This is a genomic window from Caldicellulosiruptor hydrothermalis 108, from assembly GCF_000166355.1.
GTDB lineage: Bacteria > Bacillota > Thermoanaerobacteria > Caldicellulosiruptorales > Caldicellulosiruptoraceae > Caldicellulosiruptor > Caldicellulosiruptor hydrothermalis.
On the sequence record NC_014652.1, the window covers coordinates 717,524 to 731,338 of the forward strand.

7 protein-coding genes and 3 pseudogenes are annotated in these 13,815 nt (G+C 33.0%); 8 read left to right on the top strand and 2 right to left on the bottom strand.

The window, feature by feature from the left end; all coding sequences use genetic code 11:
* Window positions 1–90: 90 nt before the first annotated feature.
* The 6 genes from CALHY_RS03395 (at window position 91) to CALHY_RS03420 (ending at window position 9,280) form a co-directional block, all read left to right on the top strand.
* Complete coding sequence (locus CALHY_RS03395) at window positions 91–2,850, top strand: beta-galactosidase (protein WP_013402610.1); 2,760 nt, start codon at window positions 91–93, stop codon at window positions 2,848–2,850.
* Window positions 2,851–2,903: 53 nt separating this feature from the next.
* Window positions 2,904–3,860, top strand: coding sequence for an ABC transporter permease (locus CALHY_RS03400; RefSeq protein WP_013402611.1), 957 nt, complete (start codon window positions 2,904–2,906; stop codon window positions 3,858–3,860).
* A 12-nt stretch (window positions 3,861–3,872) separates the two neighbouring features.
* Window positions 3,873–4,784 (top strand): carbohydrate ABC transporter permease, encoded by a 912-nt coding sequence (locus tag CALHY_RS03405; RefSeq protein ID WP_013402612.1) that lies wholly within the window; start codon window positions 3,873–3,875, stop codon window positions 4,782–4,784.
* Between the two features lie 79 nt (window positions 4,785–4,863).
* On the top strand, window positions 4,864–6,420 hold the full coding sequence (locus CALHY_RS03410; RefSeq protein ID WP_013402613.1) for an ABC transporter substrate-binding protein: 1,557 nt from the start codon (window positions 4,864–4,866) through the stop codon (window positions 6,418–6,420).
* A 59-nt stretch (window positions 6,421–6,479) separates the two neighbouring features.
* Window positions 6,480–7,940 (top strand): glycoside hydrolase family 30 protein, encoded by a 1,461-nt coding sequence (locus tag CALHY_RS03415; protein ID WP_013402614.1) that lies wholly within the window; start codon window positions 6,480–6,482, stop codon window positions 7,938–7,940.
* Between the two features lie 323 nt (window positions 7,941–8,263).
* Complete coding sequence (locus CALHY_RS03420) at window positions 8,264–9,280, top strand: LacI family DNA-binding transcriptional regulator (protein ID WP_013402615.1); 1,017 nt, start codon at window positions 8,264–8,266, stop codon at window positions 9,278–9,280.
* A 279-nt stretch (window positions 9,281–9,559) separates the two neighbouring features.
* Here CALHY_RS03420 and CALHY_RS03425 read toward each other — a convergent pair.
* Window positions 9,560–10,297: pseudogene (locus CALHY_RS03425) on the bottom strand (IS256 family transposase); the annotation flags it as partial.
* A gap of 73 nt (window positions 10,298–10,370) precedes the next feature.
* Between CALHY_RS03425 and CALHY_RS03430 the strand changes: the two are divergent.
* A pseudogene (locus CALHY_RS03430) lies at window positions 10,371–11,508 on the top strand (IS256 family transposase).
* Window positions 11,509–11,517: 9 nt separating this feature from the next.
* On the opposite strand, the pseudogene CALHY_RS03435 reads toward CALHY_RS03430, so the two are convergent.
* Window positions 11,518–12,134 (bottom strand): annotated as a pseudogene (locus tag CALHY_RS03435) (IS30 family transposase); the annotation flags it as partial.
* A 177-nt stretch (window positions 12,135–12,311) separates the two neighbouring features.
* Here CALHY_RS03435 and CALHY_RS03440 point away from each other — a divergent pair.
* Window positions 12,312–13,328, top strand: a complete 1,017-nt coding sequence (locus CALHY_RS03440) for a LacI family DNA-binding transcriptional regulator (protein ID WP_013402616.1) — start codon at window positions 12,312–12,314, stop codon at window positions 13,326–13,328.
* The last annotated feature ends 487 nt before the right edge of the window (window positions 13,329–13,815 follow it).

A 13,815-nucleotide genomic window follows, 5' to 3' on the forward strand; every position in this document is an offset into this window, starting at 1 on the left:
AGGTGAGAAGGGTCGGTACATGTTAAAGAATAAAATGTTTAAAGACCAAAAGAATAGAAAAACAAAAAATTAATAGCAAGGAGGAAAATAATGGACACCAAAAAATACGTTGAACTTGATGAGCAGGGGATCAAAATAGGGAATGAATATAAAATCTTGTTATGTTCTTCACTCTTTTATTTTCGCATTCCTAAAGCCGAATGGGAAGACAGAATAAGAAAAATAAAAATGGCAGGCTATAATTGCTTGGATGTATATTTCCCGTGGAATTATCATGAGGAAGAAGAAGGAAAATGGAATTTTGAAGGAGAAAAAAACGTTGAAGGATTTTTAGAAATAGTTAAAAAATACAAAATGTATGTGATTGCAAGACCAGGGCCTTATATATGTTCAGAGTGGGACTTAGGTGGGCTACCTGCATATTTACTCACAAAAGAAGGTATTCGGTTGAGAGATGAAAATGCAGTTTATTTGAGTTATGTAGAGAAATGGTTTGATAAAATAATGCCGATAATACATAAGTATCAGTTGACAGAAGAAGGAACTATAATTGCAGTTCAAATAGAAAATGAATTAGATTTTTACAATTGCAAAAATAGAAAAGGTTATATGAAGAGTTTATTGGAGCTTACAAAAAAGTACAATATAGAAGTACCAATAGTTGCTTGTGCAGGCCAGGGAGATATAGAAGGAGCAACCGGTCTTGTAGAAGGTATTGTTCCTACGTTTAATTTTTATCCCTCTATAAAAGACCCTTCTATTGAGGCAAAAATATATTATTATCTTGATTATGTCAGAAGAAAAAATCTACCACTCTTAATTACTGAAACAGGAAGAGAACATTTCTTGCTAAAGAGACTTTTAGCAAGCGGAGCTAAACTTATAGGAGCTTATAATCAAGTCGGTGGTACAAACTTTGAATTTTACAATGCAGTGAATAACTGGGGAGAACCACTTTCATTAATAGCATGCGATTATGATTTCAATTCTCTTATTTCAGCTTTCGGAGAAATTAATGAAAAGGAATTTGTAGAGGCACGGGTATTGAGTAAAATAATAAATTCCTTAGGTGAGTTAATTGCTGCCTCAAGTATAGAAATTAACAATTCAGTTGAAGTGGAAATTGAAAAAGGGGAATTATGTCCAATTACAAGGATAATTAACCTAAATGGATATGGAAAAATGGCTTCATTGGTAAATGTTGCAGACGGAGATGCAGTTGTAAAAATAAAAATGAAAAATGATTTATTGCCATATGAATCTGAATTGTCGGTAAGACCACTTGCATGCCGGTATGTATTTTTAGATCTGGATCTTAAAAAATGGGGAATAAACGGAAAAATACTTTTTTCTTCAGCTGAGCCATGCTTTATTGACGCTATAAGTGATGAAACGGTAATGGTGTTCTACACACCTGATGAAAAAAGCGAAATAACATTAGTGATTGAGGAAATAGAGAAGATAGAAGGAGATGTTGATGTTTCAAACGTGGTAACTTTTAGATTTAAGAAAGAAGAGAGTGGAAGATCAATTACAATTGTACTGAAAAATGGGAAAAAGTTAAAATTAATAGGTCTTGATAAGATAAGTGCTGCAAAACTTGAAGGTATTGATGAAAATGGGAATTTGATTTATCTTGAGAATTTTGAAAATCAAGCTATAGTTGCTGGAGAAAATTTGAGAAGTGTCAGGGTCACGTTTGAGAATAGATTAAATGAACTTTTATATGCTCAAAAAGTGGCAGAGAATCATAAGCCTGTGTTTTTAGAACAGGCTGGTATAGAAAGAGGATGGGGATGGTATGATTTAAAATTTAACACAACAAATACAGATGAATTTAAAGGGATTGTGATAGATAACGCAAGTGACATTTTATCAATGTTTGTGGATAAGCATTTTTTAGGCACTTTTATAAATGGAGGAGATTACTTGTATATAGACTCACCGCTTAAAGTAGAGGGTAAGGAGATAGAAATTTTCATTAAATCAGAGATATGGGGCCATTGCAATTTTGATGATATTAGAAAAAAATCGCTTAGATTGCATTCTTTAAAGGGCTTAAGTGATGTAAGTTTAATCAAGGATGTGATAGATATTACTCAAAACTGGTATCTCTATAAGGATACAAATTTCGACCATCCACCAATCTATACTAACTTCGGAAGCAGATTGAATTCTAATAAAGGCTTTAAAGATTGTTATTATAAAGAGATTTTTGTAGATGAAAATACTGAAACTTTATACCTTTGGTTCAAAAACTTTCAATGCAGAGGAGTACTTTATATCAATGATAAATGTGTGGGGGAAATAGATAAATACTATCAATTTTTCAATGTCACTGAGTATATCAAAAAAGGTTCAATTAACAACATAAAAGTGATTGTAGAAAAAAACTATTATGATGAGACTGCAGGGAAAGTTTATATGCTGAAGGGAATAAAGAGTAGAGAATGCACAATTTCAGGTTTATCTGCTCATAATTTATATAAGTTAAGTATAGATGCAAAAGAAAGATCAAATGAACTTGCTTTACCACTTGTGTTAGGTGAAGATAATTCGGCCATAGTTTACATTGAACCTTCTTATAAAGATGCCTATAAAAAGATTAAGGCTATTTTTAAAGGAGAAAACATAAAGATTACAGCAATTACCCAAAATAAAGTTATTGGGAGAATATGGACTGATGAGATGATTAACAAATCCTTTTTAAGAGGGGGAAAACCCGATGTTTTATACATACCTAAGGAGAGATTAGATGAAAATAATAGTAATTTTATACTATATTTAGAGAAAATAAGAAAGGGACAAAAAGGAATATTACACGCTATAGAACTTAAATTTATGCGATAAGGGACAATTTCTATTAAGTTATAAAATCAAAGAAAGAGAAAGAAGGGTTGCTTATGAATTTACCAGCTAATAGTTCAAGAATGAGTTACAAATCAAAAAGCAGATTTTCTAAATTGAGGAACAGTAAAACCTTATTACTTATGTGCATGCCTGCGATAATATTCTTCTTTGTTTTTTCATATATTCCTATGCCTGGTTTATATATTGCTTTTGTTGACTATCGATATGATTTAGGAATATTTAAAAGCCCCTTCGTTGGATTAAGTAATTTCAAATTTCTGGTAATATCAGGAGATTTATGGAGGCTAACACGAAATACAGTTCTTTATAACATAGCTTTTATTTTAGTTGGTAGTATTGTCGAGATACTAATAGCTATACTACTTAACGAAATAGCAGCGCAGAGATATAGAAAAGTAACTCAAACAATTATGTTGTTTCCAAATTTCATTTCATATGTTTTGGTTGGACTGATAGCTTACAATTTTTTAAATTACGACTATGGTGTTATTAACAATTTATTAAAAAATTTTGGGGCAGAACCAATAGACTTTTATTCAAACCCTAATTTATGGCCATTTATAATTGTGGCAACTAGGATTTGGAAAGGTGCTGGATATGGTTCAGTAATCTATTTTGCAACCATTACAAATATAGACCCTGAAATAATAGAGTCAGCATTAATTGATGGAGCAAGTACATTTCAAAAGATAAGATACATTATATTGCCACTCTTGAAGCCGACATTTGTTATCTTACTTTTATTCTCACTTGGAGGTATTCTCAGAGGTGATTTTGGATTATTTTACAACTTAGTAGGTTCAAACAATTCAATACTTTTTGAAAAAACAGATATCATAGAAACATTCGTTTTTAGATCACTCATGAACAATTTTAATTTCTCACTTGCAAGTGCTGTAAGCTTTTATCAATCAGTATTTGGGTTTTTTATAGTAACCTTTGCAAACTGGCTCATTAAGAAGATTGAACCAGAATATGCTCTGTTTTAAGAGGTGAAAATTATGGAAGTTAGTAGTAAAGAAACAAGAATTCAGCAGGATACCTCGGGAATTGTGATTAAGATTGTAGCGTACATTTTTATAACTTTATTTACATTAGCCTGTTTAATTCCATTTATAATTGTTATTTCAACCTCATTTACTTCAGAAAGTTACATCATTAAACATGGATATCAACTTATTCCACGTCAATTTACTGTATTTGCATATAAATTAATTGCAGCTGACCCGCAGTATTTAATAGGGTCTTACGTAGTTACAATACTCAATACTTTAATAGGAACCACAGTTGGACTATTCTTGATAGCAATGACTGGTTATGCTCTTCAGAGACCAGATTTTCCATACAGAAACACAATTTCATTCTACATTTACTTCACCACATTATTTTCAGGTGGATTAGTCCCATATTATCTTTTGGTGACTCAAGTTTTGCACTTGAAAGATAATTATTTGGCAATATTGTTACCTTCACTTATGAGCCCGTGGCTGATCATTTTAATGAAGAATTTCATGAAATCTATTCCTCACTCCATAACTGAATCAGCAAAAATAGACGGAGCAGGTGATTTTACAATATTTGTACGTATAATTCTACCAATGGCAAAACCTGCACTAGCGACAGTTGGACTGTTTTTAGCTCTTGGTTACTGGAATGAATGGTACAACGCAATGCTCTTTTTGTCAAGTTCAGTTAAATATGTACCTTTACAACTCTTTCTTTATAACGTTGTAAGTAAAGCTGATTTCATAAGAAATTCAGCAGCTGCAGCAAATGTACCACCTCAAGATATACCCATGGAATCTATGAAAATGGCAACTGCGGTAGCAGCGACAGGTCCGATTATTTTGGTTTACCCATTTGTTCAAAAATATTTTATAAAAGGTATCACTGTAGGAGCTGTAAAAGGTTAATTGTGGCACAAAGCTATTGCCTTATAAATTGAGGTGATAGCTTTGAAAATAAAAAACAGTAAAAAGGAGGTTTTCTATGATGAAGGTCTTATCAAAATTAGTAGCGATTGTTTTGGTTATTGCTTTGATTGGTGGAATGTTTATTGTAAGTTCAACAGGTAAGGCTGCTTCAAATGTGCCCAAGAATTTTGTCAAAGTGACTTATCTGATGTTAGGTGACCCGCCCACAAATGGCCAGCTTGAAAAGGTATCTGCTGAATGGAACAAGGTGCTTAAGAAAAAGGTAAATGCGAACTTGGAACTTAAATTTACTGGTTGGGCCGATTGGTATACTAAATATAATATGATTTTGGCTTCAGGTGAACCTATTGATTTAATAACAAGTGCTGACGACTGGCTTGATTTGTGGCCAAATGCCGCAAGAGGTGCATTTAAACCGTTGGATGATTTGCTTCCTAAATATGCACCGATTACTTGGAAAAGCGTACCTCAGTCTCATTGGAAACTCTGTAAATATAATGGCAAAATTATTGCAATTCCAGAAGATCAATTCACTCAATGGGTAAATCATGGATTCTTTTACAGAGGGGATTGGGCAAGACAAGCAGGTATCAAATTGCCTATCAAAGACTTTGAGACCATCGAAAAATATCTTGACTGGATAAAGAAAAATAAGCCTGGCGTAATTCCATGGGATGCAGCTGTTTCTATTGGTCAGGAAATTTGGGATGGCTGGGTTGAGTCACATACGGATGCAATAGGTCTTCCATTTGGAACAGGTTATCATAGAATTTTCTGGGGCAAGTCAGCAAAAGACTGGGCTACTGTTTATTCACCAATATTTGATAATACTATGATTGAATATGCAAAAATGATGAAGAGATGGTCAGACAAAGGGTATTTTAGGAAGGATGTCTTAACATATAAAGGAGACACAAGAAGTGCACTGAAAGAAGGAAAAACAGGGTTAGATGAACATCATACACAAACGTACCTAGGTTTAAGGGTTGATATGGATAAAAAGCAGCCAGGTTCAGATTTACAATTCTTCCCATGGTGTTATACAAGGGGTAATTTAGTGAGACTTTCAATTTTGCATGGTGCAACTTGTGTTGGCCGAAACAGCAAAAATCCTGAGAGAGCGTTAATGGTTTACGATTTGATACGAAATGATCCTCAGGTTTATAGGCTTGTCAACTATGGAATAGAAGGTGTTCAATATATTCTAAAGAAGAAAAACGGAGTTTTAGTCAGAGCAACGCCGCCAAATTATGACGAGAACAAACACGCTTTCTGGTCGAACTTCTGGGGTGGCAGGAATGATAAATTAGAGATTCCAAGCGAAAATACTCCTATTGAGATAAGAAATCAATTGTGGGGGTATTTTGACAAGATTGCCAAAGACTTCCCATATACCGGCTGGGCGTTTGATCCAAAACCAATTCAAGCAGAGTTAGCAGCACTTTCAAACATTACTAATACCTATGGACCTGCTATTAGCTTTGGTAAAGTGAAAGATCCTGTAAAGGCAGTGCAAGAGTATAGAAATAGGTTAAAAGCTGCTGGTTATGATAAGGCTTTAAAAGAAGTTCAAAAACAACTTCTCAAGTTTAAGAAACAGATGGCAAACCAATAATAAAGCTCCATTTTAATAGCTTCTCCCTAAGAGGAATAGTCTCTTAGGGAGAAGCTACAATGTTTTTTATGGAAGTGGGGAAAGAGAGTGCTTGGAAAATGTTAAAGAAATTAATAAAAGTGATAAGTGCGGTTATGATAATTACTATTTTCAGCTCTAATGTGATGATTGGAAAAGGGAGAATTAACAATGCAATAACGGCAGAAATTACTATTTTGCCTCAAAAAAAGTACCAAAAGATTGAAGGTTTTGGTGTTTCTGGTGCTTGGTGGGCACAAGATGTAGGTAGCTGGTCAAATTTAGGAGAAATTCTTGATTATCTGTTTCACAAGGAAAAAGGTATTGGTCTTACAATATATAGATATAATGTAGGTGCAGGGCCCAAATATAACAATGTAAATGATCCCTGGAGAAGAACAGAGTGTTTTGAAGTAGCTCCGGGGAAGTATGATTGGAATAGAGACAAAAATGCTCAGAAAGCATTGTTTGAAGCAGTTAAACGTGGGGTGGATACAGTAGTATTGTTTGCAAATAGTCCTCCTGGTAGAATGACAAAGAATGGGTATACATCTGGTGACTTTTGGGGAGGGTCAAACTTCAAAAGTGGAATGGAAAAAGAATTTTCGAAATTTTTATGTGATGTTGCTGAATATTTTATAAAAAAAGGTGTACCGGTTAAATATATAAGTCCTATAAATGAGCCACAATGGAATTGGAAGGAGAATCAAGAAGGATGCCATTATACTGTAGAGGAAGCGTATAGAGTAGCAAAGGCTCTTGTTGCAGAGATAAAAAGAAGAAAATTGAAAGTGAAACCTTCCTTTATAGAGTCAGGGAAGTGGTTTGATCCGGATTATACCTTTAAGATGTATGAACTTCTTACAAATGATAAAGAAATAAGAGAAATTATGGACCATTTTGCTGTGCATTCTTACTGGAGCGACGAGTTTGATAAAAAAATGGCTAAGAATTTTTTTGATAAGACTAAATTCAAGCTACCGTTATATATGACTGAATGGTGTCAAATGGAGTCAGGAAGAGACCTTGGTATGGGTGGGGCACTTAAACTTGCTAAAACACTTCATGAAGATCTCACCATTTTATCTGTTTCATCATGGCAACATTGGATAGCAGTTTCCTGTTATGATTATAATGATGGCCTAATTTATGTAGATAAAAATACCCACAAATATTATGTTGCTAAAAGATTATGGGCTTTTGGAAATTGGAGTAGATATGTAAGACCAGGGTATGTGAGGATTGATGCAAAGAGCAAAAGCGATACTGATTTGCTTGTTAGTTCATTTATTAGTCCGGATGACAAAAGGATTGTTACTATAGTAATTAACCAAGCAGAGGACAGTAAGAATGTAAAATTTAAGGGAGTAGAGAATTATAAAGCGGTGAAAATAATAGAAACAAATGAGAAAAACTCTTTAAAGGAAATATATAAAGGCCCAAAAAAAGATATCTATACATTAACTCCTACTTCAGTTACTACTTTTGTTTTTTCGTTATAGATGTTTACACTAAAATGAAATCTTTAAAAGAAGTTCGGGTGGGTGTTTGCTTGTGAGAGAGCGAATCAACCGCTTTTTTTACTTATTAAACTTCTTTATTCTTTTTTATTTGATATGATGTTTTTTTGTAGTCATTTATTTGACAAATAATTATTTTTATATGTTAGGGTGGTATGTTTTTTAATGGTATTGACAAATATCGCTTTATGCAATATAATAAAAATGAAATAGGTTGCACCTCTAAAAAATTATTCTTGTGTTACAAGGGGTTGTGATTTATAATTCATAACAAGAAATCATTTCAGCAAGGGTTGATGTACGAAATGAAGAAAGTGACAATCTACGATATTGCAAAAGAAGCAAATGTATCTCCGAGTATGGTATCGAGGGTTATTAATGGGAGTGGTCCTGTCAAAAAAGAGAAAGCTGAAAAGATATTGCAGATCATAAAAAAATATAATTATGTGCCAAATGCGCTTGCAAGGAGTTTAACAAAAAAAGAAAGCAGAACAATTGGAATAATTTTGCCTGATATCAGCAATCCCTTCTTTGTTCAGATTTATAAAGAGGCAGAAAAACGTGCTCTTGAACATGGTTATAACATCATATTGGGAAATTCGTTTAGTGATTATAAAATAGAATCGCTTTATTTGAAATCATTTTTGGAAAAGCAGGTGGATGGTATCATCTTTTTGGGTGGAAGAATTAATGCATGTAAATTAGATGAAAAGTATGTAAAGGAAATGGCGGAAATAAAAGGCAAAGTTCCAATAATTACTGTAAATAGTATCTATGAAGAAAGTAGTACTTTAAATATTGTCACTGATGAGGAAAAAGGCTTTAGGGAATTAGTAGAATTTATAGCTAAAAAAGGTTATAAAAAGATAGGAATTATATTAGGTGAAAAATGTATAAGTTCGAGTGAAACAAAAAGAGAGTATTTTTTGAAATACATTAAAGAGTACAATTTAAGCACTTCAAAAGAATGGATAATATATAGTGGTTTCAGTGTTGAGGCGGGGAAAAAGGGAATAGGAAAATTGCTTAAAAACAAAAAGTTACCAGAAGTAATCATGTGTATAAATGACATTGTAGCAATAGGAGCTATAAGAGAACTAGTTTCAAGAGGCTTTAAAGTTCCAGATGATATTAAAGTGACGGGTTTTGATGATATAGAATTAGCTCAGTCCTTTATTCCTTCTTTAACAACGGTTGATCAGAATTATACTGAAATAGGAAAGCTTATAATTGATGTTTTGGCGACTAAATCGTTTGATCATAATTTATCTGAAAAGGTAATGATAGAGACAAGTTTAAGGGTGAGAGAGTCATGTAATTAAAAAAATAAAGAAGAGAAAGAGAAAAAGAGAAAGGGGTCTGTAAATAATTTTGTGTATTTAACTTGAACCATCCCTCTTAGCAAGAAATAGCAAGAAATCATTCAGGATAATCTTGTCTACCTTCTATTTTTTAGTATTACCCTTTTAAAAATTTTTATGCATAAATTTTTCAAAAGCTGGACAAAATTTAAGACGGGGATATACTGCTCTAGTTTTTGGTTCTAATTTGTTTTAGATTGCTTCCATGGAAGCAATCTAAAAGCGAACTGAGGTTTGTTATTAATTTATATATCCACTTAAACGTTCTGGATACATTATCAAAAGCTGATTTAATATTATATCCCAATTTCTGTACCTCTGTGTCCACTTTCTTACAACATTTTTTGTTGCAAGATAAAGCATTTTCTCTAATGCTGTATCGTTTGGAAATACTGATTTTGCTTTTGTCACTTTTCTAAATTGTCTATGAACTCCTTCTATGATGTTTGTTGTATAAATTATCTTCCTTATCTCTGGGGGAAACTTAAAAAACGAAGTCAGTGTATCCCAGTTGCTTTCCCAACTCCTGAACGCATAAGGATATTGTTTCCCCCATTTTTCTTTTACATGATAAAAATTCTCCAGCGCTTCTTCTTCATTAGTTGCCTGATACACTCTTTTAAAATCCTTTGAAAATTCTTTTATATGCTTGTATGAAACATATTTGAACGAATTTCTGAGCTGATGAATAATACACCTTTGAATATCGCTTTTTGGGAACACTGCTTCTATTGCTTCCTTTAAACCTGTCAAGCCGTCAACACAAAACAGTAATACATCTTCCACTCCTCTTGTTTTCAAGTCATTCAAAACACCCAACCAGAATTTAGAACTTTCACTTTCTCCAATCCATATCCCTAAAACATCCTTATATCCTTCAATGTTAATACCCAAAACAACATAGGCAGCTTTATTCACAATTTTACCCTCATCTTTTATCTTGTAATGAATTGCGTCCATGAAAATAAACGGATATATCGGGAGTTAAAATAAAATTGTATCCACTGTCTAATTAGTATTGAAATAATCAAAAAAAAGGGAGTTCACGATCATGAACAAAAATGAAATTTTTGAAATCGCTAAAAATATGGCTATCGAGCAGGTATTAAACATGTATTGCTTAAAAGACGATCCCTCACGTCCAGCCTTAAAACAGCTCTTAGAAAATTTGCAAAAGTAGCTCATGGTGTCAGAAAGAAATATTTACCTTGCTAAAATGACAAAGGTAATGGATTTTATGATAGAAAACTTGCAACCTCCATTGGTACTCTTGAAATTTCTGTTCCTCGAGCTCGCACTAAGAACTTTAGACCTTCTATTCTACCTGACCCATACAAAAGAGTAGATGACTCATATATTACACTCCTTATGTCTTTAGTCGCAAATGGTTACTCGGAAAGCTCACTTGTTCAAACTTTGAAAACCATGAATCTACCTTACTCTGAAAATGAAATCCTAAAAATTAAAGAAGACCTTAAAAATGAACTTCAGTTATTCAAACAAAGAGAACTGCCCACAAGTACTTTTGCACTTATCATCGACAGTTATCATTGCGAAGTTAAAGACAATTCTAAAGTTAAACAGGCTACTTGCTATGTCGTGCTTGGTATCGATTTGGAAGGTAAAAAAGACATCTTTGAAGTTTACACCTTTTTCGGCAAAGAAAATAAAGCCGATTGGACAAAAGTCTTCGAAGACTTAATTACAAGAGGTCTTAAAGAAGTTTTAATAGTTGTAAGCGATGACTTTCCTGGTATTATAAATGCTGTCAAACTTGCTTACCCTCTTGCTGATCATCAGCTATGTTTTGTCCACCTCTAGCGTAATGTCAGAAAACACATGACAAAAGAAGATGCTTCAGCTTTTAATAAAAGTTTGGACAAAATCAGAAAAGGAATATTTGAAAAACAGAGTTTTATCTTGCCCACATGAAATATCCTGAAGATTTAAGAAAGCATGTCTATACTACAAATGCAGTTGAAAGTGTCAATAGTATGATTGATAAAATCAGAATAAACTCTGGTGGATATTTTCAGTCTGTTGATGTTTTAGAAATAAATATTTATTTACAACGTGAAAACCTGCGTCGAACAAAATAGAAAAAAGAAGTTCCTTGTATTGAAAAATGTTCTAACAATATAATACAGCTCTACAACTTACGTTATAAATTAGAAACACAAAATTCTTGACAAGTCTCAGGTATCTATTTCCCAATGCCCAAATTTCTTTCTGTTATTTGCTACTTGTGGTCTTTCTTCTATGCTCTTGCCTTTTGGCTTACTCTTCACTACTTTTCTGCTTACTTTCCTTGGCTTTAATCTAACTCTAACTGGCAAATCTATGTTCTTTACTTTCAAAAACCCTTTTCCTATCCAGTTGTATAATGTCTTTGTACATACCTTCTTATCTTTGCTAAATCCGAGTTCCTGTCTGCAGTACCTAACCACCGCATCAACTGACCACTTATCTTTCAGCATCTTCTCTTCTGCAAGTTTTAAAAATTCTTCCACTTCCAAAAGTTTACTTTTCCTACCACACCTTGCTCTGTTTTTGTCATACACAGCTTTACCTGTTTGAGAAGAATACTTTTCAAATGTGCTCAGGTCAGTTCTCATTTGAGTTGTGGTTCCTCGCTTTATCTCTCGCGAAATAGTACTTGCATTTCTGCCTAATCTTTTTGCTATTTCTCTTATGCTCAGACCAAGCGCTCTATCAGTCTTTCTATCGCTCCTCTTTCGGCTTCACTTAGGTGTTTAAATTTCCTTCTCTTTGTGGTATGATTATTATAGGCTGTAGCTTCAAACCTCCTGTGTATGTGTTTGTCTTTCCAACTAATATCATACACAGTTTAAAGCTATGGCTTCAATTTTTTTTACCCTGTTGCATTTAATTTTACAACAAACATTTCAAACGATACATGCTAAAACTCTTGATTGAAAAGGCTTTAAGGTGATAAAATAAACTAAAAATAAAAATTACTGTACAAAAGAGGGTGATAAAAATTCCTGCGACCATCAAAGACATTGCTCGCTACACAGGATTATCAATTGCCACAATTTCGAAGTACTTAAATGGAGGACATGTGCTTGAAAAAAATAGAATATTGATTGAAGAGGCTATAAAAGCGTTGGATTTTGAGGTAAATGAGATTGCAAGAGGGCTCAGGACAAATAAGACTATGGCTGTTGGAGTGCTTATACCTGTATTTGAGCAATTCTTTAGCACTATTATTTCAAGTTTAGAGACAATCTTGCTTGAAACAGGCTACAGCGTTGTTGTGTGCGACTATAAAGATGATGAGAAATTGGAAAAGGAAAGATTTGATTTTCTTTATAAAAAAAGAGTAGATGCTCTTGTAGTTGTTCCCACTTCTTTGAAAGGTTCTGATATAAGAAAAATTGTAAAAAGAGATATTCCAATAATAGCAATTGATAGACCAATTCCGGATTATGATTGTGACACAATTGTTGTAAACAATTTTGAGGTTTCATACAAAGCGGTGGAAAAACTTATTACAATGGGACATAGAAAAATTGGCATAATATGTGGTCCGCAAAATATATATACAGCAAAGGAAAGGCTGAGAGGTTATATTGAGGCACACAAGGACTATAACGTGGAAATAGACGAAGGGTATATAAAGTTTAGTGATTATCACAGTATGGAATCAGGATTTAAAAAGATGATAGAACTTTTAGAGAAAGATAGTCCTCCTACTGCGGTATTCATTACAAATTACGATATGACTGTAGGGAGCGTAATTGCTTTAAATGAAAAGGATGTCAAAATTCCCGAGGAACTTTCTGTGATTGGATTTGACAGCATTGAAATAGCAAGGATGGTAAAACCGCCATTGTCTTTAGTGCTGCAACCGACAGAGGAAATTGGCAAGGTAGCAGCGGAACTTATTTTGAAAAGATTAAAAGGGGATAAAAGCGATTTTCCTCTCTTTAAAAAGTTGGATGCACAACTTTTAATAAAAAAGTCTATAAAAGAAATCAAATGTTGATTTTATTGGTTTTAAGATGATTTAAAATGCTTTGACTAATTTTTTATTCAATTTATTTGTGATTGACAAGGAATGCATTAAAGAATATAATAAAATCAAAAATGAAATTTTTATTTTGTCGTATAATGTGAAACGTTTAGCACATATAGAGAGAATTTTAGTGATAAGTTATAAACATTTTTAGATTCCTTGTATCAAAAGAGAGGAAAAATAGAAAACTGCTTTAGACAATAGAAAAAAGGTATTATAAATGACTCTCCATTTTTGTGGTGAATAGAAGAATGTGATATATAATTGTGACTAACCGACAATTATATAAGAGCTTATAGCAAAAAATTAGTTAGATATATTGACAAGTTGTGAAAAAGAGTATATACTAAAAGTAGAATAAGAAATTCAAAAATTATTTTTTGTAAAACAAAAGCTAAACGTTTCACGAACTCACTTTCCATTTCGCCAGTGTAGTTTTACATTTCAAAAACTGAAA